At 54.5% G+C, this 24,204-nt stretch carries 23 protein-coding genes; 10 read left to right on the top strand and 13 right to left on the bottom strand.

Features of this window, described 5'->3' with window-relative positions:
- The first annotated feature begins 5 nt into the window (after window positions 1-5).
- The 3 genes from WCK51_05510 (at window position 6) to WCK51_05520 (ending at window position 5,692) form a co-directional block, all read left to right on the top strand.
- Window positions 6-2,507: a bifunctional YncE family protein/alkaline phosphatase family protein gene (locus WCK51_05510; protein ID MEI7576329.1), complete on the top strand. Its 2,502-nt coding sequence runs from the start codon at window positions 6-8 to the stop codon at window positions 2,505-2,507.
- A 17-nt stretch (window positions 2,508-2,524) separates the two neighbouring features.
- On the top strand, window positions 2,525-4,201 hold the full coding sequence (locus WCK51_05515; protein MEI7576330.1) for a hypothetical protein: 1,677 nt from the start codon (window positions 2,525-2,527) through the stop codon (window positions 4,199-4,201).
- A 99-nt stretch (window positions 4,202-4,300) separates the two neighbouring features.
- On the top strand, window positions 4,301-5,692 hold the full coding sequence (locus tag WCK51_05520) for a type II CAAX endopeptidase family protein (protein MEI7576331.1): 1,392 nt from the start codon (window positions 4,301-4,303) through the stop codon (window positions 5,690-5,692).
- Here the strand turns inward: WCK51_05520 and WCK51_05525 are convergent.
- The 12 genes from WCK51_05525 to WCK51_05580 form a co-directional block, all read right to left on the bottom strand.
- On the bottom strand, window positions 5,689-6,816 hold the full coding sequence (locus tag WCK51_05525; protein ID MEI7576332.1) for a potassium channel family protein: 1,128 nt from the start codon (window positions 6,814-6,816) through the stop codon (window positions 5,689-5,691). The two genes, WCK51_05520 and WCK51_05525, sit on opposite strands and share 4 nt — an antisense overlap.
- Before the next feature lie 5 nt (window positions 6,817-6,821).
- Entirely contained in the window at window positions 6,822-7,832 is a 1,011-nt protein-coding gene (ruvB, locus tag WCK51_05530) for a Holliday junction branch migration DNA helicase RuvB (protein ID MEI7576333.1), read from the bottom strand.
- Between the two features lie 27 nt (window positions 7,833-7,859).
- Window positions 7,860-11,657: a glycoside hydrolase family 2 TIM barrel-domain containing protein gene (locus WCK51_05535; protein ID MEI7576334.1), complete on the bottom strand. Its 3,798-nt coding sequence runs from the start codon at window positions 11,655-11,657 to the stop codon at window positions 7,860-7,862.
- Between the two features lie 45 nt (window positions 11,658-11,702).
- Window positions 11,703-12,164 (bottom strand): hypothetical protein, encoded by a 462-nt coding sequence (locus WCK51_05540; GenBank protein ID MEI7576335.1) that lies wholly within the window; start codon window positions 12,162-12,164, stop codon window positions 11,703-11,705.
- A gap of 19 nt (window positions 12,165-12,183) precedes the next feature.
- Window positions 12,184-13,035 (bottom strand): M48 family metallopeptidase, encoded by an 852-nt coding sequence (locus WCK51_05545; GenBank protein ID MEI7576336.1) that lies wholly within the window; start codon window positions 13,033-13,035, stop codon window positions 12,184-12,186.
- Window positions 13,036-13,123: 88 nt separating this feature from the next.
- Window positions 13,124-13,609, bottom strand: coding sequence for a chemotaxis protein CheX (locus tag WCK51_05550; protein MEI7576337.1), 486 nt, complete (start codon window positions 13,607-13,609; stop codon window positions 13,124-13,126).
- Between the two features lie 36 nt (window positions 13,610-13,645).
- Window positions 13,646-14,008, bottom strand: a complete 363-nt coding sequence (locus WCK51_05555) for a response regulator (GenBank protein ID MEI7576338.1) — start codon at window positions 14,006-14,008, stop codon at window positions 13,646-13,648.
- A complete protein-coding gene (locus WCK51_05560) occupies window positions 13,990-14,802 on the bottom strand; it encodes a protein-glutamate O-methyltransferase CheR (protein MEI7576339.1) in 813 nt (270 codons plus the stop codon). Before WCK51_05560 ends, WCK51_05555 begins: the two co-directional genes overlap by 19 nt.
- Window positions 14,789-15,817, bottom strand: coding sequence for a chemotaxis response regulator protein-glutamate methylesterase (locus tag WCK51_05565; GenBank protein MEI7576340.1), 1,029 nt, complete (start codon window positions 15,815-15,817; stop codon window positions 14,789-14,791). Before WCK51_05565 ends, WCK51_05560 begins: the two co-directional genes overlap by 14 nt.
- Complete coding sequence (locus tag WCK51_05570) at window positions 15,814-16,617, bottom strand: HDOD domain-containing protein (GenBank protein ID MEI7576341.1); 804 nt, start codon at window positions 16,615-16,617, stop codon at window positions 15,814-15,816. Before WCK51_05570 ends, WCK51_05565 begins: the two co-directional genes overlap by 4 nt.
- A gap of 34 nt (window positions 16,618-16,651) precedes the next feature.
- Window positions 16,652-17,083 (bottom strand): chemotaxis protein CheD, encoded by a 432-nt coding sequence (locus WCK51_05575; protein ID MEI7576342.1) that lies wholly within the window; start codon window positions 17,081-17,083, stop codon window positions 16,652-16,654.
- Window positions 17,084-17,187: 104 nt separating this feature from the next.
- On the bottom strand, window positions 17,188-17,829 hold the full coding sequence (locus tag WCK51_05580) for a chemotaxis protein CheC (GenBank protein ID MEI7576343.1): 642 nt from the start codon (window positions 17,827-17,829) through the stop codon (window positions 17,188-17,190).
- A 69-nt stretch (window positions 17,830-17,898) separates the two neighbouring features.
- Between WCK51_05580 and WCK51_05585 the strand changes: the two genes are divergently transcribed.
- From WCK51_05585 to WCK51_05610, 6 genes are read left to right on the top strand one after another with little or no spacing between them, the layout of a single operon-like run.
- The gene (locus WCK51_05585) at window positions 17,899-18,312 is read left to right on the top strand and encodes a biotin/lipoyl-containing protein (protein MEI7576344.1); all 414 of its coding nucleotides are present in this window, start codon (window positions 17,899-17,901) and stop codon (window positions 18,310-18,312) included.
- Entirely contained in the window at window positions 18,309-18,671 is a 363-nt protein-coding gene (locus WCK51_05590; GenBank protein ID MEI7576345.1) for a hypothetical protein, read from the top strand. The genes WCK51_05585 and WCK51_05590 overlap by 4 nt, the downstream gene beginning before the upstream one ends.
- Window positions 18,671-20,026: an acetyl-CoA carboxylase biotin carboxylase subunit gene (locus tag WCK51_05595; GenBank protein ID MEI7576346.1), complete on the top strand. Its 1,356-nt coding sequence runs from the start codon at window positions 18,671-18,673 to the stop codon at window positions 20,024-20,026. Before WCK51_05590 ends, WCK51_05595 begins: the two co-directional genes overlap by 1 nt.
- Window positions 20,023-20,649, top strand: a complete 627-nt coding sequence (gene nusB, locus WCK51_05600) for a transcription antitermination factor NusB (GenBank protein ID MEI7576347.1) — start codon at window positions 20,023-20,025, stop codon at window positions 20,647-20,649. The genes WCK51_05595 and nusB overlap by 4 nt, the downstream gene beginning before the upstream one ends.
- A gap of 14 nt (window positions 20,650-20,663) precedes the next feature.
- Window positions 20,664-21,515 carry a bifunctional 5,10-methylenetetrahydrofolate dehydrogenase/5,10-methenyltetrahydrofolate cyclohydrolase gene (locus WCK51_05605; protein ID MEI7576348.1) on the top strand — a complete coding sequence of 284 codons (852 nt, stop codon included), beginning with the start codon at window positions 20,664-20,666 and terminating at the stop codon, window positions 21,513-21,515.
- Window position 21,516: 1 nt separating this feature from the next.
- Window positions 21,517-22,392 carry an alpha/beta fold hydrolase gene (locus WCK51_05610; protein ID MEI7576349.1) on the top strand — a complete coding sequence of 292 codons (876 nt, stop codon included), beginning with the start codon at window positions 21,517-21,519 and terminating at the stop codon, window positions 22,390-22,392.
- On the opposite strand, the gene WCK51_05615 is transcribed toward WCK51_05610, so the two are convergent.
- The gene (locus tag WCK51_05615) at window positions 22,389-23,111 is read right to left on the bottom strand and encodes a helix-turn-helix domain-containing protein (protein ID MEI7576350.1); all 723 of its coding nucleotides are present in this window, start codon (window positions 23,109-23,111) and stop codon (window positions 22,389-22,391) included. The two genes, WCK51_05610 and WCK51_05615, sit on opposite strands and share 4 nt — an antisense overlap.
- A 186-nt stretch (window positions 23,112-23,297) precedes the next feature.
- Here WCK51_05615 and WCK51_05620 point away from each other — a divergent pair, with 186 nt between their 5' ends.
- Entirely contained in the window at window positions 23,298-24,188 is an 891-nt protein-coding gene (locus WCK51_05620) for a hypothetical protein (protein MEI7576351.1), read from the top strand.
- Window positions 24,189-24,204 lie beyond the last annotated feature (16 nt).

A 24,204-nucleotide genomic window follows, 5' to 3' on the forward strand; every position in this document is an offset into this window, starting at 1 on the left:
GCGGCATGAAGGGATTGGTGGTCGGTGCCTTAGGCGTCGCTGTGTTTGGACTTGGTTTTGGTTTGTCCCAATCGGCCAAGGTTGTAAAGGTCGGAATTCAGCCTGAGGGTGGGTACGTCGTATCAACTGGGCAGCGCCTCTTGCCTGGTGCAGTGAAGTTTGATCAGCGCCTTAGCGACCTCGCTCCAAATCCCAAACATGATGTCATCGCGGTGATGCAAAAAAGTCGCGTGTCGCTAATGACGGCTGCAGGACAAATCGCCGGAAGCGAAGTCGCTCTTGGCTCAGATGCAGGATTTCACGGAATGGCCTGGACCCCCGATGGATCCAGGCTCTATGTTTCTACAGAAGCTGGGCATATCCAGGAGTTTCGCTTTGACGGCTCGAAGCTCGATCTCGGGGAAAAGATTTCACTCGTCGGTGAGTCCCAGAAGGGTAATCCAGTTCCCGGCGGGATGTGCATTAACCGGGCCGGAAACCGACTCTTCGTCGCCTGCGCCGACTTCGGCGGTGTCACTGAAGTAGACCTGAAAACAAACAAGCGAATCGCGTTTCACGGTGCTCAAATGGTCCCCTTCGGATGCAAGCTCTCGCTTGACGAAAAGCAGCTCCTCGTTTCTAACTGGGGCGGCGAGCCACCGAAGCAGGGTGATGACACCATGGCGAGCGGTTCAAAGCGACTCAAGATCACAAAACAAGGTTCGACGGCAACCGGAACAGTTTCGTTGATTAACTTCCGAACCGGGGTCACGACCCACATCCAAACAGGATTTCACCCAACTGAGATCGAAGTCGATGGAAACCGGGCCTACGTTGCCTGCGCAATGAGCGATTCAATCGATGTGATTGATCTAGACAAAGCGCAGAAGGTTGCAAGCTGGCGCATCCAGACCGGCAACTACAAACTCATCGGCTCCATGCCAAATGCTCTGCATCTGGAAGGAAAGACCCTGTACGTAGCGGACGGAGGTGACAACGCTATCTGTCAAATAGATGTAAACAGTGGCAAAGTACAGGGTTTCCGACCTGCCGGCTTTTACCCGACCTCGGTTCGAATGCATCGAGGAAAGCTCGTTGCTCTTAACACCAAAGGCAATGGTTCGGTGCGGAACTCGGACAAGGGATCTAAACTCCGAAACACTCACGACTTCCAAGGAACTGTCTCCGTCATCGACCCAGCCGCGAATCTTAAGGACGAAACAACCCGAGTCGCCAGCCTCAACTCTTGGAACGACCCGCTAAGCACCCAAAGGCCGAACCTGAAGGTCTACCAAGGCGCGATCAAGCATGTGATCTACGTTATCAAGGAGAACCAAACGTACGACATGCTCTTCGGCGATATGAAGCAAGCAAACGGTGACCCATCGTTGTGCATTTTGGGTGAAAAAGTCGTTCCGAACCAGCGAAAACTCGCCCGAGAATTCACGCTTCTTGATAACTCCTACACCAGTGGGACGAATTCCGCCGATGGCCACCAGTGGTGTACCCAAGCCATGGCGAACGAGTACCTGGAGCACTTCTATGTCGGGTATTCCCGAACCTACCCCGACGACGGAACGGATGCACTAGCCCTCAACTCGGGAGATCGAATCTGGGATGCAGCTCTCAAGAAGGGTCTCTCGGTTCGTGTGTATGGAGAATGGGCCGACGACGAGAACCCGATCTATAAGCCGCGCAAACCGAAAGACTGGTTCGAGGCGTGGGAGGACCGCCAGAGTGGTCGAAACATGTTCGAGTTCATACCGACCACCGAAATTCCTTCCCTCAAGCCGCTACTTGCTCCTGGTTATCACTATTGGCCGCTTGAGCAAAGTGACCAGAGCCGGGTCGACACCTTCGAGAAGGAGTTCCGCAAGTTCGAACAGAACGACTCGCTCCCCAACCTCATGGTGATGACGCTTCCATGCGATCACGGCGAAGGCACTAACCCGGCCTACCCAACCCCACGAGCGATGCAAGCTGACAACGACTTAGCCCTCGGCCGCCTGGTCGAGATGGTGAGTAAGAGCAAGTACTGGAAGGATACGGCAATTATCGTGACCGAGGACGACTCGCAGTCGGGGCCGGATCACGTCGATGGACACCGGGTTCCAACTCAAATCATCTCTGCGTATACGAAGCGAGGATTTGTATCCAGCGAATTCCTCACCCAGGTTTCGCTCCATAAGACGATGCAGATGATGCTCGGCTTCGGTCCGCTCACTAAGTTCGACGCAATTGCTCGTCCAGCAACCGAGTGCTTCACCAACGAACCCGACCTAACCCCTTTTTACAAGGTTCCTAACAACGTTCCTCTGGACGAAGCCAATCCTGGTCGCAAGAAGCCGATGAACGAAGAGGAGAAGTATTGGTACGCGAAGACCATGTCTCTTGACTGGTCGAGTATGGACAAAGCCGATCCTTATTGGGTCAATCGAATCAACTGGTTCTCCTACACCAAAGGCTCCCGTCCGTACCCTGGTCGTCCGGGAGAAAGGCCGGGAATGAATGTTGAAGACGAAGATTAGAGTGATAGAATAAGGACATGCGTACGCTTGTTCGTTTGGGAGTAACATGCCTGATTCTTGCTATCCTTGGTGGCTGCGGAGGATCCTCTGGTGCCGGTGAAAACCTGACCGGAATCCTTCCCAAAGCGACAATTGATTGGCCAGACATCTCTAGGGGGTTCCAGGCCTCCAAGTTTGCGCTCTCCGCTCGAATTAGGGTCACCCCGTCCGCGGAAGGTGGAGCGGTCTCGAGTTGGGTAGTGGATCGACCCGCTGGAACATCTGCTCAGACGAGAACCTATTCCGGTACCGATGTTAAGGTGACGGGTCCAGTTTCAATCGAAGTTCAGTTCCTTTCAGGCACGGGAGCGACTGGAGACACTGTTGCGACTGCCGTCATCGCAGGGCGTGTCCTCAACGACGGAAGCTTGCGAGATTCGGAAGGCAACCCGCTTGGGAGCGTTGCCAGCGAAGGAACGATTACCGAATTAGTCGCGTTCGGATCGGATCCTTCGGGAGAAGTCGGGACGACAGTGAATGCAACGTCCAAGGTGATTTTGATTGGGCGAACGGGCAGTGGGAACTTCATCGCCCTGAACCAAGCCCAGATTGCTCCAAGAATTTCCTCCAGCGTCGTTTCAGGCGCCTCGCTCGTTTCGGCGCAGGGACCCAACATTCTCGGCTTGGCAGAAGGCGAAGGTCGAGTTGCATTCGTGCTCGACGGTTTTCGCGCTGAAACAAACGTGCGAATCTCGCCTCGGCTCGCCTCAGTTCGAACTCTGGACGTACAGGCTTCTGCAATTGCTTACGATTGGACTCGAAACCAGTTTTGGGCGACGTTTAATGCCACTGGTCCCAATGCAAACGGATTTACTTCGATCAATCCAACCAGCGGAGTCCTCGGTACCACCGTTAACATTGGCGGCGAGGCAAGTTTGCTCACAGTGAGCGGAGATGGGACGGCAGCTTATGTGAGTGTGCCGAATACGAATAGCGTGACGAGGATCTCCCTAGCCACTGGGGCAGTCGGCTCGCCAATCAACGTTGCGCTTGAGGGTAGCGGCAACCCGACTTCGATTGCCGTAAATCCAGTCAACGGAAATGAAGTAGCTGTTACCGTCAAGGGGACTCAATCGACGGCCAATTGGGGACCAGTGATCATACGAGACGGAGCTGTCCTGCCGAATTACATCACTGGTTCGTACAGCGATATGAGTCGCACCGCCTATCTTGACTCTTCAACCCTCATTGGTGCGAGTGGTGAGACCACCGCCTTCCCGACGGCAAAGGCGACCGTCAGCTCGAATGGTTGCGTTCTAGCCGCAGTTCAGAACGAGGTTCTGCCAGGCTTTGGAATGACTAGTTTGATCACTAAAGACGGGAAGGGCGTTACGAATAACGGCACCGTTTTCGACGGCTCAACGCTTTCGAGAAGCGCGCAACTCGACTACGAAGAGAGCTCGGTTGTGAATAGCCGGGCCAGCTTTGTCACTACGGACACTACCAACAATCTTGTCTGGTTCCTATTCCTTGGCCAGGATGGCTTCGTGTCAAGGATTCGGGCAGTCGATACAAACACCTGGACATTTACGGACGCAGTCACGGCCAAGGGGATTCAAGGCGAGGTGCGAGGGCTGCACCGATTTGGCACTAATGGCATTGCGATCCACACGACCCAGGCAATCTACACAATCGACGCCGCTCCAGGGTTATAGGTCGACCGAGATCTCGCTTAGGTTTGAGCAACGCGTGATTGCTCAAACCCGTACTTAGGAACGTCAAGTAGGCCTAGGTATTCTGTAACTGATCGCGCTATGTCAGACCTCCCCCCCATTCAGTTCGAACTTCCCCCGGTCGCGGAAGTGAAGAAACCCGGTGCGGAACTTCCGCGAGTCTGGCTCGGATGGGCATTGCTGGCTGTGATTTTTGCGGCACTAATCGGAAACAGTTTTGTTGCGGCGTCCGGAAAACGAATCCTCAGCGGAAAGGACACCGATAAGGCTCAGACCAAGATGGTCGAGATGATGTTGGGGCTGAAGGCACTTCAAGGGAAAAATGCTCCAAAGACGGACGTATTCACGCCTTACATTGACGACCTTAAGAACGCCGCGAAGAAGTCGGCTGACGCTCAGAAACTCCGGGTGGCACTTCGAACGGAAGATGATAAAGCTCCGTTTGGCGACGATCTAAAGAATCTGGCAGCTTCCCAGGATGAGCAAAACCAGATCTTCGCGAAGCTCTACGAAACGAAGGAAATAAAGAAGGCTGAAGCCGAGCCTCTGCTTGTCAAACTCGATGGGAAAGACCTTGGAGAGAAGCTAGCCCTGGTCCAATTCAAGGAAAAGTTTGGAGACAAAGAGATTCGAGGTAAGTCATTCCCGGCTGAACCTGCGATCCGCTTTGGGATTGCGGGAATGATCGGTTGTACGGGCTTCCTGGCCGGAGTTGTCCTGCTGGGCATGTTCACCACTCAGCGCGCGGCGGGTGCGATGAAGCCCATGGGGATGCCCCAACAGGGGGTCTCCCTGCCAGTGGCCGACCGGCTCGCTCTGGGAGCCGCAATCATCATGTGCTCGTATCTAGGCTTAGGTCTGGTTGCGGCCAAATGGCTAAGCGGGATCCCTGCCGTTCAACAGGTACTTCCATTCGTCGGAATTCTGGTATCCATCGGTCTGATCAGCCAGGTTTCGATGATGGGGCACCGCTTCACTTTGACCTCGCTTGGGATCAGCACGAATGGTTTCGGAAAGCGGATTCTCTGGGGAATCGGCGCATACCTTGCCCTGCTCCCAATCCTCCTCGTGGCCTTGTTTGTCGTTAGTGCCCTTGCCAAAGTTCTGCCAGGAAATGCTCATCCGGTCGGCGAAGAAGTGCTCAATGCGAATGGCATCCAGGCATTGGGCCTGTTTGTGATGGCGTCGGTGATCGCTCCCATTTGGGAGGAGATCATGTTCCGTGGGTTGCTGTTTCCTGCGCTATCTGCGATCACGAAGAGTCCCGTGTGGGGGGCAGTGATTTCCAGCTTCGTTTTTGCTGCGATCCACCCACAGGGTCCCGCAGGAATTCCTTTGCTCATGACGCTTGCCCTTGGAATGTGCTTCGTCAGCTACCAAACCAAGTCGCTAGTGCCGAACATCATCATGCACGCGATGAACAACAGCGGAGCACTTTTCATGCTCCTGCTGATTGGCAAAGACCTCTTTTAGCCCGACTCCGTGGTGGATGCATCGGGTCGCATGTGCTCTCCGTCGTCCCAAGCTGCTGTTTGCCAGTTGTCTAGCTCAATCTTTCGTCGCCGCCACGGCGAGATTGGGAACATCAACACCTCGCTAATGGTCATCACGTAGGGCTCGTACAGTTCGCGCAGCTTCTGGAGAGCTTCAAAATCTCGGTTCAGAGGGAAGTCGACCGTTTCTAGTTCATCCATCATCCAGTCGAAATCGTGCTGGTCAAGCCGGTTGCGCCATCCCGTCGTAGGGGGCATATTGAAGATGTACGCAGTATCCACAATCATGTGTCTTAGCGATGCAAACGTCGCCTTTGCCTGAAACCGCAGAACTTTGCACTCAGGAGAATCAGCCTCTGTGTTGGAAATGATCAGGGCGCATGCGTCCATAATTGCTGTCGAGGTGCGGAGCCAGTTCTGGTCGTCGTGCTGCGAGCGATAGAACGCAACAATCGGATAGGAAAGTGCCGCCTCCAGAAGCTCCGAACCCCACTGCTCGTACTTTTCAAGCAGTCCGGGCAGAAGCGAAAGGGCTCCACCTTTGGCATGTCGCCGAATCAGCTCAAACCCAGTTGGATCAGAGCTTGCTTTGCTATCGAGCAGCGTGATGAGGATTTCGCGCCGCTGGATGGAGCCGTAGATGACAGGAAGATAGCCGATGACGCTTGCTAGGAATACAAATCCCGTTCCCGCTTCGATGACGGCAAGTAACCGCCCAAAGTCGGAAGTTGGGGCAAGATCGCCGTAGCCCAGCGTCAAAAACGTAACGCCGGAGTAGTAGAGCGAATCTGCAAAGGTGAAGACGCCTTCTCGATGAGCAATCTGGAAGCCGGTATTCGCCATCGCGAAGCCGATTACCAAAAGAACTCCCCAAAGGATGATCAGCCCCAACAGCGAGAGCGGCGCGTAGATCATTAGCAAGGAGTTCTGAAGCTTCTTGCTTGGCACGGCGCGGACGATTCGGAAGTAGAGGGGCCGGGTCTGAAAGTAATAGAGCCTCGTGATTCGCCATGACCGCGTGACCGTACGGGTGAGAATCATGGTCTCAAAGCCGTCCCAAAGCGCCAAAGCGCAAAGGACCAGACCCAGGAGACCGACGATCACGATGGCTATTCCCCCTCCGACGGCTTGGGCGGAACCAACCCGAGATGCTTGTAAGCTAAGTCCGTCACGCAGCGTCCGCGAGGCGTTCGCTGGAGCATCCCGATCTGGAGAAGATAAGGCTCGTATACGTCCTCAATGGTCTGTGAATCTTCACCCGTGCTGGCCGCCAATGTTTCGATTCCGACCGGCCCGCCTCGGTGCCTCTCGATGATGAGCTGCAACAGGGTTCGGTCAATGCGATCAAGCCCGAGATCATCAATTTCCAGCGCTCTCGCGGCCTTTTGGACGATCCCTTGGCCAATGGATGGGTGCCCATCCACCTGAGCGAAGTCCCTCACACGTCTCAACAAGCGGTTGGCGATGCGAGGCGTCCCTCTCGAGCGGCGAGCAATTTCTTCGGCTCCGTCCGGAGCAATTTCGTAGCCGAGGATCCCCGCCGAGCGGCGTACTATCTCGTACAACGCATCCTGCTCGTAATACCGAAAGTGAGAAATGATTCCGAATCGGTCCCTGAGAGGGCCCGTCAGTAGCCCTTGCCGCGTGGTTGCGCCCACAACCGTGAACGCCGGAACTTCCATGCGAACCGATCGGGCCGCTGGGCCTGAGCCGATCATGATATCGACCTTCCGGTCCTCCATCGCTGGGTAAAGATACTCCTCAACAGTCCTCGAAAGCCGATGGATTTCGTCAATGAACAGGATCGCGCCTTCTTCAAGGTTAGTCAGAATCCCGACCAGATCACCGGGCTTGTCAATCGCGGGTCCGCTGGTGACGTGCACAATCGCCCCCATTTCGTTGGCAATGATGTGCGCAAGGGTGGTCTTCCCCAGTCCTGGAGGGCCGTACAACAGCACGTGATCCACCGGCTCACCTCGCTGCTTTGCCGCCTGCAGAAAAACTCCAAGGTTGTCCTTCAGGGCCTCTTGTCCGATAAACTCACGCAAAAAACGGGGACGAAGCGATAGTTCGTCCCCGTCTCCGGGCTGTCGGTTTGGGTCAAGATTCTCGTTCGCCACTGCTTATTATAGAATCCTTTTGTCTACCTATTTGGGTTTTCCAACTAGGAAATTCAGCTCTGCTATGCTCGTCCACTCTTGCTTGCGAACCTCTTCCACGGCTCGGAATTCAACGAACCTCGTCTTGATCGGGGCACCGATCATCACCCGTTGAAGCGCTGCGTTGTTCGGGAAGCTGCCTTCCTTCACTTTCACAAGCTGGTCCTGACTCAACCCGACCCGAATCTCATACTTACCAATCCGACCGTTCGCTTGATCCTGCCGGGGTAGGTAATCAAACCCACTCAGCTCAACCTCGGCTCCGAGGTCCACGAGGACAAAGTGCGGATGTTGCGCAACTCCGCCTGAATAAACAGTGTGCCAGAAGGTGGTCGGATCGCCATCAAAGGCGTGCTCAATGTTGCCTTCGCCTTGTTCCTCAGAGTCGAAACTCAGAACTCTGATCTGACTTTGGGGAATTCGGAAGACAGGGTTGATGCGTGGGAACTCCTTGACGACTTCGGGCGAGTCGATCCAGTCGGCAATCCTTTGAGCAAGCCGAAGTGTGCCGCCACCGGCGTATTCAAAGGTCGCCATCGTGGGTTGCAATCCGGCTTCCGTGACCCGCACGACACCGGCTCGGGAATCTGTCGCGACGACCGTCACGATGCCATCTTCACCCCGCGAGACTTGAGGCATTGGGGCAACCGGAGCAATGGTTCGACCAGCCGTAAAGTCACTCTTCCGAACTGGCTTGATGACAACTCGCCACGTCCGGGCGCCTGGTTTGCAGAGATACTGCTGGAGCGGCGAAGGGCCACAAGAAGCTCCTCCGAGACCCATTTGCTGAGCATCCAGGGAGACGATGGTTTCGTCTCTCGGGACGATCGGAATGAACTTGGCGGGCTCGCCATTCTCGTGCCGCGAAGCGTCTACGTCACGGGGGTCCTTGTTTGAGACGGTGACCGAGAGTTTGTCCCAAGCCTGGAACATCAGTCCAACGCCACTAGCATCGGTCAAAGCCGCCCAGCGGACGTCCTCGCGGTTTCCGTTCTCTTGAGGCCGAACATACTCCGTTCCTGCCTCGCTGACCTTCATGGAGTACAGACCAACATCCTGCCCCATCTTGCGATCGGGATAACTTTCCCATGGTCCTCGGCCCAGGTAAGTGAAGTTCTGCAAAGCCGAATTCAGCCTTAGATCGAGTCCGATCTTTGGAAGCTGCGGAAGATCTCCTACCGGATCGAACTGGTTATCAACCGTCACGGTTCCGTCGCCAAGAATTGTGTAGACCGCTCTGTGGAAGAACCCGCGACCCTTGTAACCTCGACAATCCATCTCAACGCTCACCCGAGCCACGGATGCGGAGAGTCTTTGGGCTGAGACTGTCACCGGTCGGTGCGCCATTCCGCCCAAACCGCTCTCCCAGTAGGACTTTTGGAACCAGGTGTCGTTGTCTGCAAACGCTCGGAACGTATTCAGCCAAGGGCCGCGTTTGAGCATCTCCCGCTTATCGACTTGGAACGAGGACATGAGACCTGTACCTTTATCAAATTCGATTCGGGTTCCACCAGCGGAGAACGCGTAAGCAGCGATCTCTTCGGACATCCCCAAAGCGGGCAACTTGCTAACGGAAGCAACCGGGGTAACCATCGCGTTACTGATGGGCAACTGCTCCCAAGCAACGGAATGCCCCTTTTCACCCCAAACATTTGCTGCACGAAGCCGAAGATCGACCCGAAGGAAATACTCTCGACCTGGCTTCTTCGTAAACTTCTCAACTGGTAGGGCCAAGGCTTTGGTCTCGCCCGGAGCAATCGACTGAGGCGTCCATTCACCCTTCGCGACAACCGCGCCGTCTTCCGAGACGGAGTAGCTCCAGTCGTAATCTGAGAGGTTGTTAAAGGCAAACTTGTTGGTCACCTTGAACTTGCCTTCGCCGGCATCGGATGCTTCGAAAGCGACTCGCTGATAAATCTTCCGAACTTCCCAGAGCTTCGGTGTCACCTGCCGGTCTGGCAAGATCAGTCCGTTGTTACAGAATGGACCGTCGTTTGGAGAGTCGTCATAATCCCCGCCGTAGGCGTAAAACCAACCAGTGCCGTCCGGAGTCGGTTTGTGAAGCCCCTGATCCACCCAATCCCATATGCAGCCACCCATGAGCCGCGGATACTTATCGAACTGCTCAACGTACTCCTTAAGGTTCCCGACGGCGTTGCCCATCGCATGGGCATACTCGCAGACGAAGAACGGTTTTGCAGATTTCTTTGCACCTTCAAAAGCCAGGTAGTCCACACCGGGATACATCACGGAATCCACGTCGCAAGGCTCATTGTATCGCTCGTAGTGAACCGGTCGTGTTACGTCGTTGTCGTGAATCCACTTTGCCGTAGCATCAAAGTTCACTCCAGGACCGGCCTCGTTGCCCAAGGACCACATGATGATCGACGGGTGGTTTCGGTTTGACGTCACCATGCGCTCAGTTCGATCTAGGTGGGCCTTTTGCCAAATCGGCTGATTGCCTAACGATCGATTCCAGTCATAACCCATCCCGTGGCTCTCAATATTGGCCTCATCCACGACGTACAGCCCGTACTGGTCACAAAGCTCGTACCAGTAAGAGTCGTTGGGATAGTGGCTATTGCGAACCGTGTTGAGGTTGTACTGCTTGTACAGTTTGATGTCCTCGATCATTCGCTCACGGGTAATTGCGCGACCACGATCGGGGTCGGCCTCGTGGCGGTTTGCCCCGAGGAGCTTGACAGCTTTACCGTTGATTGTGAATATACCGCTCTTCCATTCGATCCTGCGGAATCCGACTCGGCATGAGCGAACGTCACGCACCTTGCCGTTTTCGTCTAGGAGGTTGAGAACTGCCGTGTACAAGTTCGGTTGCTCGGCCGACCAGAGTAATGGACTATCGAGTTTCAGGCTCGCGGGAGGGTGATTCGAGAGGCCGCCGCTGAGACCATAAACAGATGACTTGCCACTCCCGACCTCCTTTCCGGAGTTGTCCAGCAGCCGCACATCGAGCTGATACCCGCCAGGACCTTCAACATCAGTTTTGACTTCGAGCGTCCCTTGCTTGAAGTCTGAACTCAATACCGTTTCGGTTCGGAAGTTTTCCAATCGCGTTTTTGGCGTGCTCAACAGAGCCACATCTCGGAAGATGCCGCTAAACCGAAACATATCTTGGTCTTCCAGGTAGCTTCCGTCCGTCCAGCGATAGACTTCAACAGCAACTTGGTTCTTACCGGGTTTAACGAAGGGCGTTAGGTCGAATTCGGAGGTCGTCTTCGAGTCCTCGCTATACCCAACTTTTTGCCCGTTGACCCAAAGGAAGTACCCAGAATAGACGCCGCCGAATCGAATAATCGTGCGCCGATTTTCCCATCCCGCAGGCAACTCAAAGGACGTTCTATAAGAGCCGACCGGGTTGTAGTTCTCGTCAACAAACGGAGGGTTAGCTGGATATGGGTAGCGGACGTTTGTATAAATCGGCTGTCCGTAGCCCTTCAGCTCCCAGCACGAAGGAACCTCGATACTCTTCCACTTCGAGTCGTCGAACTCTGTTTTGTAGAAGTCGACCGGACGATCCGCCGGACGCCCTACCCAGTTAAATTTCCAATCACCATTGAGAGATTTGTAGAACGGTGACTTAGAACGATCCAAAGTAATTGCCGAAGCAGCGTCGGCAAAAGGAATTGCCTCTGCCCGTGCCGGGAGCTTGTTGACGCCGACGACCTCCGGATCCTGCCATTCAAGCAAACCTGGGGGTAGTACTTGGCGAGGTTGTGCTTTAGATTGTTGCAGGGCGAACAGGACGACGAGCGCGGAAAGCGGCATTGCCCATTAGTTTGCCAGATACCGAGCAGTTTTGCGAGGGTGCATCTACCATTGATTCGTCGACCAACTCTTGTTGATCGCGAGAATGGCAACAACGATCCACGCAATGAGTGCTATGGAAGTTGGGAGCCAAGCCGTCTTGCTTCCGCTCTCATGGGCGCGATAACCAAATACGAAGCTCGCCGGGAGCACAAACAGCGGTAAGAAAACCGCGCCGACTAGCAAAAGAATCCATGAGGTAATCATGTATTCGATAATGCTTCTGGTGATGTCTAGCTCCCGTCGCCGGTCCAACTCTTCTGTAGTCGTCGGAAAACGACTTGAAGTTGATGGGAGGTAGTCGAACTCGGCAAGCTCTTTGGCGAGCCTGAACTCACCCGATGAAAGCCGAACTCTGCTATTAGGACTCAGGTTCCCAAACCGCGCCGCAAGATGGAGATCGGTCAGCGACAAAGGACCTCGCTCCGACTCGGAGCCTTGCACCCAGTACAACACGTCTTCGCTCATCTAAACGAATTCTATCAAACTACGCTGACTTTCGCGAGTAATCTCCGCCAACAATTCGATCAAACTCGCCACTCAAGACCCATTTCTCAAGTTCTTGAGTGCGAAACACCGGCATCGGGTGAGTCATTGTCTTGCCCATCGTGGCGAACAACACGAACTTCCCAAGCTTGTCGAGCGCATCTGCGTCCTGGTACGCCCGCGCCTGATCCATAAAGGCTTCCTGGTTCAACTCATGATGCAATCGCGACGGTCCGGCTGCTAGTCGAATCAGAGATTGGATCGCGATCGATTTATCCTGCGCCACCAACAGCCCAGCTCGATCCGCCGAGAACTCGGCTTGTCGAGACCACTCATAGAGAGCCAGTACTAGTGCATAAGTAGCCACGTCTGTGGCTCCCATTGTTCTTCGACCCAAAATATCGAGCAAAGGGAACAGCAGCCAGCCAATCGAGAAGTACAAGACATGATTCGCTTTGATGTGCCCAAGTTCGTGACCCATGATGAAGAACAATTCCTCATCGCTCATTGTGTCGATCATCGAAGATCGCAAACAGATGTACGGCCGTTCAACTCCTCCAGCAAATGCGTTCGGAAACGGATTCGACGACACATAAAGCTCCGGCTCCGGCATGTCCAGAGTCTTCGCCGACTCTCGCATGATCTCGTACAGCGTCGGATATTGGTTTGGTCCGCATCGGATCGAGCTGCTCATGTTGTAGCAGTACAGCCATCGATCGATTCCGATCTCATAAAACTTTGAGACCAGCTGCGGCACCAAGGGAAGATTCTGGAGCTTGTCCAAAGCCCATTTATCGGCATCCGAAACGAATGCATCCTTGGTGATTCCCGTCAAAACTTTGCGTTCACTCATGTCTAATAGACAAGCCTACGCCCACAACCGTATTCGGTTGCAGGCGTAGGACCCAAAAATTCTCGAGTGCCCGAGATATTTTTCTTACTTAGGCAGCGGCGAGAGCGATTTTCGTTTCTCGAAGGCTAACGTTCACTTCGATCTGTCCCACTCCCTCAAAGATGAGAGGAATGACCAGCGTCGGCGTGTTAAAGGTCGAGATTCGGATACTGTTTCCTCGAACCAGCGTGGGAGGTGTGATATTGCAAATCACTCCTTGGCCCGCAAAGATCGATGAGCTACTGCCCGTAATCATGTTTCCAAGCTCGGAGATTGCCGAAGCAACCAGCTGATCGAAAACTCGTGATGGCGCACCCATCATCAAGCTCGCAATCGCAAGCGCAGTGTCTTTGGACATGCTGTACATGACCAGGCCTTCAAGATCGCCATTCACTCCGCAGAGAATGTTCACCGGCAGCGCAGTAAACAACTCTGGTTTTGCGGATAGCTGACCTCTGGTCGGCTTCGCACCCATCATCATTTCTGCCACTGCCGAGGTCGCCTCGGCGAACGGCGCAACAAATTCAACTTTCATAAAACCCAATAACTCCTTTTGTTTGGTCGGCTGTTACTAGGCAGCATGTCGATTGATAACTTCTAGTACCTTATCGGCCTGGAAGGGCTTGACGATGAACTCTTTAGCTCCCGCCTGAAGGGCTTCAACCATTAAATTCTGTTGGCCCATTGCAGAGCACATCACGATTGTCGCGTTTGGGTCGGAAGCGCGGATGGCTTTCAGAGCCTCGATTCCGTCCATCTCGGGCATGGTGATGTCCATGGTGACCAGGTCTGGTTTGAGATCGTTGTAAAGCGAAACGGACTCAACTCCGTTTGCTGCTTCTCCAACGACTTCAAATCCGGCATCCGATAGGATGCGCTTGAGAGTGACTCGCATGAACAATGCGTCGTCTGTGATTAAGATGCGTTTAGCCATTTTTTCTCCTCGCTTGGTTTCTGATAGAAATACGGTTTCGGACACTCGTAGCCGATTTCCTTTGGATTGAAGATGCGTTCGCTACCCCCGATGAAGAGGTATCCACCAGGTCGCAACGCACCGTAGAATCGTCGGAAAATCTGCTCTTTTGCCTCGTCGACAAAGTAGATCAGAACATTCCGACAAACAATAAGGTCGTAGCCCGTGCCATAGCTGTCGGCAAGAAGGTTATGGCGTTGAAACGTCATGTACTTCTTCAGCTCGTCACTGACTGCGGCCCCCCGTGGCGTCTTGCTGAAGTATTTTTGATACTCCTTCGGAACGTCACGAAACTCTGTGCCGAACAACACCCCTTCCTGGGCTTGTTGCATTGCCGCGGCATCGATGTCCGTGCAGACAATGCGATGCGGCTTTCGGGGAGCATGAACGTCGAGGATCGAGGCAAGGCTGTAAGCCTCCGCACCCGTCGAGCATCCGGCACTCCAAACCTTGAGCGGCTTTCCGGCTTTTAACAAATCTGTTCGCATGAAGTGCTCCAGTTGCACCCAATGTTCCGGATTGCGGAACACTTCGGTGACATTGATCGCCAGGCGATCCAGGAACCATTCTCTTGCTTCTCGATCTTTGAGCACTAAATCGCAAAGCTCTTCAAAGCTCTTGAGCTTGCGCTGATCGATCAACATCAGCATTCGCCTGGTCAACTGATCTTGCTTGTAGTCGTTGAAGTTGATCCCTGCGACCGCATTGAAGCGGCGGTAGAAATCTTGAAACTGTTTTTCGTTAGGCTGCTGCACGTCTTCCTCCCTGTAGTCCAGCCACGATCGCCATGTATAGCTCGTGGGCAGGGAACTCGCCGTCTACTGCTCCAGCTTCTTTAGCCGAGCGCGGCATCCCGTAGACGGTGCAGGTCTCGGCGGATTCTCCGAGAATCATGCCGCCCGCCTTCTTGACTGCTTGGGCTCCGGCGGTTCCATCCCGTCCCATCCCGGTCATGATCACGCCGAGCGCCCGATCACCCAAATACTTTGCACCAGATTCAAACAGGTAGTCAGCGCAAGGCTTCACGCCGAGCCGATCTGGAGCATCGTTAAATTTGAGAGAGCTTTCTGAAGCAAACTCCAAGTGCATGCCGCCTTGCGCCAGCAGCGCGACTCCCGGTTCCAATTTGTCTCCGTCCTGGGCTTCGCGGACCTTGAATGAACCTGCCCCGTCGAGCCGGTGCGCCAGACTCTTAGTGAACCCGACAGGCATGTGCTGAACGATGACACATGGCACTCGCATACTCTTCGGTAGCGTTTCAAACAGCGTCATCAACGCCTTTGGACCGCCAGTCGAGGAAGCAATCAGCAGGACTTTGTTCGACTCAACAGCCTTGAGTTTCGGTGCCGAACCGAGTGGTGCCCGGTTGGACATCTTCGCCTGTGCTGCGGTGCGGACCTTGGGGATCAACTCCTTAAAGGTCTGATCCATTGACTCGGCGGTGATTTGAGTCGGCTTCGCAATGAAATCAATCGCACCGATTTCAAGGGCAGTCATCGTTGCCTTTGTGCCCACGGCGGTTAGCGTCGAACACATGACTACCGGCGTCGGGGCTTCCCGCATCACTTCCTGCAGGGCAATCAACCCGTTCTTATTAGGCATTTCGATGTCAAGCGTAATGACATCTGGTTTCAGCAATCGAACATTAGCAAGGACTTCGTCACCACTCGCCGCGGTTCCCACAACCTCCATATCGCCGGCTTTGTTGATAGCATCGCAAATCACTCGGCGCATGAAGATTGAGTCATCGACAACCAAGACCTTGATCATGCTGCTCTCCTCTCGACACCTTGCAACTCATCGCACTGAGAGATTGCACAATCAAGCATCTCGTTAAGTTCGTCCATCGTCAATCCGACCCGCTCAAACGCCTCTTGATCTAATTGATAGATCTGACCAAACGCCCCTTCGTTGATGCCTCGCTCCCTAACCATAAAGTCAGCGACGTGGATCAAATCAGCAATCGGATCTGGACATTCAGGCAAGCTCGGCTGGTGATGAAAACGGATCGCGCTCCCGTAAACCTTCGGCAGATTCCACACGTCGCAGAGTTCGGCTCCGACTTCGGCATGGTCAAACCCATAAACCTCGCGTTCAATCTCATCCAAGGGGCGTTGCTCCTTCTCGGCTCGGTTGACGAGGGACTCGAATTGACACTCCTTCCACACTGCAAAGACAACCGTGCCAAGATCGTGCAACAGTCCGATGCAGAACGGCAATTCGGCGTCTTGCATTTCCTTCTTGGTCGCCATCGACCGCACAAGGTATGCGGTGGTCAGTGAGTGGTTCCAAAGCAGGGTAGGGCTGATGCCTTTGCCGTTCAAGGCCTTGTGTAACCAAGGAAAGCTTGCTGCCACAAGCGACAAACTCTTGACTGTACGCATTCCGAGTACAACCACCGCGTCGGAAATGGATGTCACTTCGCGAGCCATTCCGTAGAAGGCCGAGTTAGCGAGCCGAAGAATTCTCACGGAGAGACTTGGATCTCGAGCCAAAGTTGCCGCAACGTGAATCGCACTCGAGTCCGCCAAGTCTGCGACTCGCATGACCTCAAATGCAACTTCTGGCATCGATGGCAACTCAGTAGTTTGCCGTAGTAATTGATTAAGCTGCGCGGACATGTTGACCCTCCCCGAACTTGTGTAGCAAGTTCATCTCCCGAGAACCACATGCCACGAATACCTCCCCTGACCCCAGGCACAATTGCGTGGACGTTGCCTGAGTTCCGCCGATCAGATCGGCTTCAAGGCGGGCATTGTGCTTGGTCAGGTTCTCGTGCAGAGCTTGGATGTTTCGCTCGCCAATGCTGAGATTCAAGCTAGCAGCTCCTGCGCCGAACTTAAAGACATTTGCGCCGCCTACAGCGACAAACTTGAGTCGACTCCGATTCGCTCCGGCGTTGATCAGCTCTTTGATCAAAGCAGGGATCGCCAAGTCCATGTAGCGCCCCGGAAGGTCGAGGTCCTTTCGTCCAGTGCTATCTGGCAGCACGACATGTGCAACTCCACCAACGTAACTTAGTGGGTCGTATGCCATGAGTCCGATGCAACTACCCAGGCCATGGCAACCTACCATCGGGGCCTTTCGCGCGACATATATCTCGCCCAATCGGGCGATCAAAATATCCTTTGTCTCCACTGTTACGCGGCCATCCCTAAGCCGAGGCGATCCCATAGTAGTTCGACCGACTCTTGACTCGGGATGAGCAGGAAGCTGCCCTTGACAGCCTCTTGGTCATCCCAGAGCTTAGTTTCGATAAACAGGGCAACTGCCTGCTCCGATGCCTCGGCGGCAATCGAGCCAAGGATCGAACCGAATGAATCGACCGCAAGCATCGGTGGCGTAGCGTTGCTAAACAATCCGGTGAAATCTGTAAATGCGGAAAGGAATGACCCGTTGATGATGTTTCCGACTTCAACGACGGAGCTCCATTCAAGTTCCGTGAGCTCATCGGCAGTCTCTGGTGCGGAGCCGATTAGCATTTGCCACAGTGCTTGACAACTTGGCCAGTCGAGGAAAAATGCCATGCGTCCATTGAAGTCGCCGTCCACTGCCATGTAGATCACAGCGTGAGTGTCGTCAACGTTATCGATCAGCTCGTGAACTCGGTCAAATGTGATCGGGCGAACCTGTGGAACAGAAATCAGGAAGTCTCGTCCGCAGACCGAAGCAAGGGCGCGTGCGGCGTGCCCCGTACCAATATTGGCAATCTCATTGAGAGCGCTCATGCGCATGTTCTGGTTCTCAATTGCCTGAACAATACTGATCGTGTTATCCGCCATGCGAAGGTGATTCCACAAAATTACTTGCTAGTAACACAGAATTTTGGGGATTGGTACACTGTTAGGGTTATGTCCGCTATCGACTTCGAACTGGTCCGGCACGCACTAGATGTTGCTGTGCAAAGCCAGATGAATGAAGTAGAGCTTGAAGTCGGCGCTGCGAAATTTTCCGCAGTGATCGAGAAAAAAGCGGCACCTAAGGTTGCACCCTCGCAGACCGTCGAAACTGCTGCACCCGCTGTCGTAGAAATTCAACCTTCCAGCAAACCGATCAAGGCAACATCGGTAGGGATATTCAGAACGGCCAAGGTGCCTTTGATTGCAGGAGCAACCGTCGAGAAGGGCGATGTGATCGGAACGATCTTCGCGCTTGGAATCTCCTCCGAAGTCCACTCTGCTATTGCCGGAACGATCTCTGACATCCTTGTTGAAGACGGTGACCCCGTCGAATATGGTCAGCCGATCATGGAGATCCTTATATGAGACGCGGCCAGACCCTCGTTGCGAGCCTCGCCGTCATAGCAATCATCGCGATCCTCGCCGTCGTTATGATGAAAGGTATGGGAGGCGCGGCACCAAAACCTAAAGCTGATGGTCGAGGAAAAACCGTGATGGGTAACGCGATGGCAACCGCCAATGATTCGGCGTGCCAAAGCAATTTGAGCCAGATGCGGCAGCTGATACAAGTCCAAAAAACCTCCGATGATGAGTTCAAGCCCACTTCACCCGCCGACATTCCTGGTGCGGCAAGCGTGAGTAAATGCCCGGTCGGCAAGGAAACCTATTTGGTCGACGAGCAGGGCAACGTCCATTGCCCCCACTTAGGACACGAGAAATACTGATGCTGAAAAAGGTTCTCATTGCAAACCGTGGCGAAATTGCCTGCCGTGCTATCCGCGCCTGCCGCGAACTGGGTATCGCTTCAGTAGCGATTTACAGCGAGGCAGACCGCGAAAGCCTTCACGTCAAGCTTGCCGACCAAGCCATCTGCGTCGGTGCCGGAAGCAACGGAGACTCTTATCTCAACCTCGCAAACGTTCTGATGGCTACCCAAATCAGCGGGGCTGAAGCTGTTCACCCTGGCTACGGATACTTCTCCGAGAGGGCAAACTTCGCGGTTGCACTAGAATCACTTGGAGTTAAGTTCATCGGACCTCCAACCGGAGCAATCGAGGCCATGGGCGACAAAGCCAGTGCCAAAAAAGCGGCTATCGAAGCCAACTGTCCTGTCGTGCCCGGCTCCGACGGCCCTGTCGCAAACGACAGCGAAGCCATTCAAGTCGCCGAAGAAATCGGCTATCCAGTGCTATTGAAGGCTGTCGCGGGTGGCGGCGGTCGGGGCATCCGCCGCGTCAACAACTCCGAGGAACTCAGCGGGCTCTGGAAAATGGCGACCGCCGAAGCCCAAGCCTCCTTCGGCTCGGGTGAAATGCTGGTCGAAAAATTCGTTCTCAATCCCCGCCACGTCGAAATTCAGGTCTTCGGCGACAGCTATGGAAACATGGTCTACCTTGGAGAGCGAGAGTGCTCGATACAGAACCTGCGTCACCAGAAGCTCGTCGAAGAAGCCCCCTACGCCGACCTGCCTCCCGAGGTCCGAAAGAGCATGGGAGAGGCTGCTGTCAGGGTCGCAAGCAGCGTTGGATATCAAAATGCGGGAACAGTTGAGTTCCTTGTCGACACCGATTTCAACTACTACTTCTTGGAGATGAACACTCGCCTACAAGTTGAGCACCCCGTGACCGAAGAGATCACTGGAATCGACCTGATGCAACTCATGCTCCGCACCACCAGCGGCGAAAAGCTCCCTTTCACCCAAGCCGATATCAAGCTAAAAGGTCACGCGATCGAAGCTCGGATCACCGCCCAAGACCCCGACAACGACTTCTCGCCTTCTACCGGAAAAATCACTGGCTGGCGCGCGCCAATGGGTCGCGGAGTTCGTATGGAATCCCACTGTTACGCCGGACTGACGGTTACTCCTTTCTATGATCCCCTCCTCGCCAAACTCATCGTCCGAGGCGAAACCCGAGCAGAGGCAGTGAGCAAACTCCAAGCCGCGCTACATGAATTTGAAGTGGAGGGCATCGCCACGAATATCCCATTCCTGCGTCGGCTAGCGGCCACACCTTCCTATGTCGCGGGTAACTTCGACACGGGATTCGTGCCGAAGTTCCTCGACGGTGAGGCCGTTTGAGCACCCCCTTTAGCTTCCGCCGAGTCGCCCGCGAGTGCGCTCTTCGCGCAATCTACACTTGCGAGTTGTCGCAGGTCTCCATCGATGACGCCCTTGAACTGACGTTCGATGCATTTCATGACGAGGAACAGCTAGATGATCTCACAAAGGGCGTCGACTATCCCGACGCCACCCTCGACCTCGTATTCCGCTTCGCTCGAGCTTTAGCAAAGGGAGCTTGGCAACACCGTGTTGGCCTCGACCGGACCATCTCCGCAGCAATCCCTGACTACGATTACAATCGTCTTGCCTCGGTGGATCGAAATGTGATGCGCCTGGCTCTTCACGAACTTCACGACTACCCTTATATCCCGCCTGCGGTGACGATCAACGAAGCCGTCGAAATGGCGAAGAAGTACAGCACTGCCGAGAGCGGCAAATTCGTCAACGGCGTCCTCGGTACCGTGCTGAAGCAAACCCTCAAAGCCAACTTCGACCCAAAAACCGCCCCCGCTGACCCAGATCTAGGCGAAGCCGAGCGCATCTTCCGCGCCCCAAAAGTCGAGCCAGAAGAGGAAACCATCGAAGCCGATTCCGAACAAGGAAAGCTTGTCAACCGCTTCGGCTGGACGATCAAGCAGTAAACTCTTGCCGTACTATGGCAACCATCCTTGACGGGCTCGCTCTCTCCAAAATCGTTCGCGCTGAGCTTGCCGAGCGAGTTGCCGCCCTCAGAGTAAAGGGAGTCACGCCTCGGCTCGACGTTGTCGTCGCCGCCCAAGACCCTGCTTCCGTTGCCTACGTCAACATGAAAAAGAAATGGGCCGCCGCCGCTGGCATGATCGGCGAACAGTTCGAGATTGACGAAAAAACCACCCAACAGGAGTTGATCGACATCATCGGTTCGCTCAACGCAAATCCCGCAGTCCACGGAGTCCTCCTTCAGCACCCGCTTCCAAAACACCTCGACGAGAACGCTGCCTTGCTTGCTCTTGGAGCGGAAAAAGATGCCGACGGGATCACTCCCGCATCTTTGGGACGCCTGACCGCTGGACTCGATGGATTCCGCTGCGCGACCCCGCTGGGCATCACCAAAATTCTCGACCACTACAACATCGACGTCACCGGAAAGCGCGCTCTTGTCATCGGTCGAAGCCACATCCTCGGCAAACCGATGGCTCTGATGCTGCTCGAAAGGAACGCCACCGTCACCATCGCCCACAGCAAAACCCTGGACCTCGCCGACCGATGCCGTGAAGCCGACATACTCGTCGCCGCCGTTGGCCGCGCCGAGATGGTCAAAGGCGATTGGATCAAGCCTGGAGCCACTGTCATTGATGCCGGATATAACAAAGTTGAGGGCCGAAAAGGTGATGTTGGGGACGTTCACTTCGAGTCCGCTGTTGAAATAGCCGGAGCGATCACTCCCGTCCCCGGCGGAGTCGGGCCGATGACGGTCGCCAGTCTATTGAGCAATGCAGTTACAGCGGCGGAAAAAACGGTTTCGTAAAGTGATTCTCTGGCTTTGTCTAGGGGTCGGACTCTACTTTGGGATGTGCTACAAGCTGGCCGACGGCTTGATTCATATGCCCAGATCCCATCCCGAGAAGCCATCTGAGTTTGCCGTCTGGCAACCCGTCAAAGATGTGAACGCCTGGGTGACTCCTTCAATCCTTGACGGGAAGCGAGAGACCGTCTTCGTCCTCTGTCACGGCCTAGGCGGAAATCGTGGTTACTACGCCAACACCGGCCTCGAGCTCCAAAAGCGCGGCTACCAGGTCGTTATATTGCCAATGACGGGCCAAGACGACAACCCCTCCGAAACCGTCGGCTTCGGCCCGGCTGAGTCCGAACTCATCCGCCAAACAGTCCGTGCCCTTAAGGCCGAGCGGACCATTCTCGTCGGCTGCTCGCTGGGCGGAGCCGCCGCCTGGCTCGCCTCGGATGAGCCTGGTGTGAGTGCCGTGGTTTCAGATTCTGCCTTTGCGCGATTGGACGAGGCTTGCGAAGCATGGCTCAAAAAAGACCTCCCCTACGGCAACATCCTCCTCCGCCCCGTGATCTGGTTCGGCACGGCGAGGGTTGGGGTTAAGCCCAGCGAGGTGAACCCGGTAGATACCGCTAAAAAATGGATGATTTGGGGTGCACAGATCAGCGAACTTGATGAGAAAGGCAAACCAATGGGCACACCGAACCTCCGTAGGCCAGCCCTCGTCATCCACGGCGCCGAGGACCGTCTTTTCGGCAAATCCAACGCTGAAGCGTTGGCCAAAGCCGCCGAAGCCGACCTATGGATCGTCCCCGACAAAGGCCATGCTCAACCCGTCGATGATCCCGGGTATGTAGATCGGCTCATCAAGCTAGCGAATTCGACAGCTGCAAGCTAACATTCCTCATCCTCTCGAATCGCTTCCAGCTCCTCCGCCGACTCCATCCAAACCATGAGCAATTTCGTTGGCTCATCCGGATGTTGGGACGGCAAAGCTGACTCGTAGCGGTGCCGATGACGCGAAAAGAAGATCATCGAGTCTCCGGGCTGCAGCATAATGACCTCTTTCGCAAGCGTCACCTTCAGAAGTCCTTGAAGGCAATAGACGTACTCCTCACCCGAATGGCGGAACCCCTCAATGTCCTGGTCGCCGTAGAGCTCCATCATCGCCGCCTCCAGTTTTCCGCCCCTCAAAGCGCAATTCGAGTTCTGCAGGAAGCCGCTGACAAAACCCAAGTTCCCGAGGCGCTTTCGTTCAGTAGCACTCTCGACTTTGGCAAAGTCGACTACGGTGCTGGGCGCCTTCTGTTTTCGAAATGCCACCCCCCAGTCTTCATCCGACCGCCGATGAATCCGGTAGTCGCGATCCCAATCCTCGCTTACGACCATGAGGTTCGGAATGACGGTCTGAAGCGCCACGCAAAGCCGGTCCAGCGCATCTTCTGAAATCGGCTCGCCTCTCTCAATCCTCATCAAGGTCGTCTTGCTGATTCTCGCCCGAGCAGAAAGCGCCCGAATCGAGAGTCCGCGCGACTCTCTAAGGTGCCGGATGCGCGGACCTGCGATCCTAGCTGCCTCTTCGACGTTTTCGTACCCTCTCCAACTTAATTTCGGCATCTTCTTATTACTCTGGCTGGTGCGCACCCGGATTGGTTTAGCGAAAACTCTAAACGTTCCTAACCATGACCCAAATCCTGCCGGATTGGGTCATTTTGAACCCAAGTTTGCTCCACAATAGGGAACATATCATCCGTGAATGATAGTAGATTTTAGCAAGTCCCAGAACTTGGGGGAAGAAATCAAATGAAGATTCGCACTCAATCACTTTTCGCCGTCGGCATTGCGACGGCACTAATCGGCTGCGGAGGCTCCGGCACAACTACACCGTTGGTCACACTCGACAAAAGCTCAGCCCGAGCTGCCGTCAAAGAAGCGGCTGGTTCGGTTCAGTCCGTCAAGTCTTCCAATGCAAAGCTCGCCAGAGAGGCAAGCTCCAAACTCTCACTCCAGTCGAGAGAACACGACGGCGACGGAGAGCAGGAAGGAGGCGGAGGAACCGAAGGCGGTAACCCGAACGGAATTTGGTACAAGACAACCAAGGAGGAGTATGGTTTTGCTAATGGTAACGAGTTTCGGAGTGTTTTTGAAGGCGACATGTTCTCCGATGCCGAACATATTAACAAAATTGGCTACCAGAACAACTATGTCCGCTATGAGGATGTGGTTGGGTTCAACGAAACCGACTATCACTTCACGAGCGGGATATACGCTCCAAATCGGTACAAATCGAGCACAATGCTCAACCCCATTTCCGGTAAGTCGTCATACGAGACCCTGATTATCGACAAGGGAGATGATGGGAAAATCTATGAAACCATCTCAAAGTTCAAGCAGGAGAGCTGGGAATCGAAGACCGAATTCGAGATTTCGTTCTCAGTCGGAGGTAGCCGCTACATCTTTATCGGTTCGGTTGAAGACAACGGCGTTGTTCAATCCAGCTGGACAAACTCGCTCGGTTACAAGATCAATTGGAGAGTCAACCAAGACGGATCTGGTTCCATAAGGCTCGAAAACGCCAACAACCCCCTCTGCCCTGCAACTGGTGAGTACGGAGTCGACGGAAAAGGCACACTGACCTTCGCCGATGGAACACAAGAAGCGTTCGACATGAATGCCGAAAACTTCTGGCAATAAGGATTCTGAGGAGCAC

The organism is Armatimonadota bacterium (assembly GCA_037138755.1).
In the GTDB taxonomy this organism is placed as follows: Bacteria; Armatimonadota; Fimbriimonadia; order Fimbriimonadales; family Fimbriimonadaceae; genus Fimbriimonas.

Coding starts and splice junctions, on each gene's coding strand:
- WCK51_05540 (MEI7576335.1), bottom strand. CDS start 12,164: ATGAGCGAAGACGTGTTGTACTGGGTGCAAGGCTCCGAGTCGGAGCGA.
- WCK51_05555 (MEI7576338.1), bottom strand. CDS start 14,008: ATGGCTAAACGCATCTTAATCACAGACGACGCATTGTTCATGCGAGTC.
- WCK51_05575 (MEI7576342.1), bottom strand. CDS start 17,083: ATGGCATACGACCCACTAAGTTACGTTGGTGGAGTTGCACATGTCGTG.
- WCK51_05550 (MEI7576337.1), bottom strand. CDS start 13,609: ATGAAAGTTGAATTTGTTGCGCCGTTCGCCGAGGCGACCTCGGCAGTG.
- WCK51_05620 (MEI7576351.1), top strand. CDS start 23,298: ATGAAGATTCGCACTCAATCACTTTTCGCCGTCGGCATTGCGACGGCA.
- WCK51_05590 (MEI7576345.1), top strand. CDS start 18,309: ATGAGACGCGGCCAGACCCTCGTTGCGAGCCTCGCCGTCATAGCAATC.
- WCK51_05520 (MEI7576331.1), top strand. CDS start 4,301: ATGTCAGACCTCCCCCCCATTCAGTTCGAACTTCCCCCGGTCGCGGAA.
- WCK51_05595 (MEI7576346.1), top strand. CDS start 18,671: ATGCTGAAAAAGGTTCTCATTGCAAACCGTGGCGAAATTGCCTGCCGT.
- WCK51_05605 (MEI7576348.1), top strand. CDS start 20,664: ATGGCAACCATCCTTGACGGGCTCGCTCTCTCCAAAATCGTTCGCGCT.
- WCK51_05585 (MEI7576344.1), top strand. CDS start 17,899: ATGTCCGCTATCGACTTCGAACTGGTCCGGCACGCACTAGATGTTGCT.
- WCK51_05545 (MEI7576336.1), bottom strand. CDS start 13,035: ATGAGTGAACGCAAAGTTTTGACGGGAATCACCAAGGATGCATTCGTT.
- WCK51_05535 (MEI7576334.1), bottom strand. CDS start 11,657: ATGCCGCTTTCCGCGCTCGTCGTCCTGTTCGCCCTGCAACAATCTAAA.
- WCK51_05615 (MEI7576350.1), bottom strand. CDS start 23,111: ATGCCGAAATTAAGTTGGAGAGGGTACGAAAACGTCGAAGAGGCAGCT.
- WCK51_05565 (MEI7576340.1), bottom strand. CDS start 15,817: ATGATCAAGGTCTTGGTTGTCGATGACTCAATCTTCATGCGCCGAGTG.
- WCK51_05515 (MEI7576330.1), top strand. CDS start 2,525: ATGCGTACGCTTGTTCGTTTGGGAGTAACATGCCTGATTCTTGCTATC.
- WCK51_05510 (MEI7576329.1), top strand. CDS start 6: ATGAAGGGATTGGTGGTCGGTGCCTTAGGCGTCGCTGTGTTTGGACTT.
- WCK51_05580 (MEI7576343.1), bottom strand. CDS start 17,829: ATGGCGGATAACACGATCAGTATTGTTCAGGCAATTGAGAACCAGAAC.
- WCK51_05570 (MEI7576341.1), bottom strand. CDS start 16,617: ATGCCAGAAGTTGCATTTGAGGTCATGCGAGTCGCAGACTTGGCGGAC.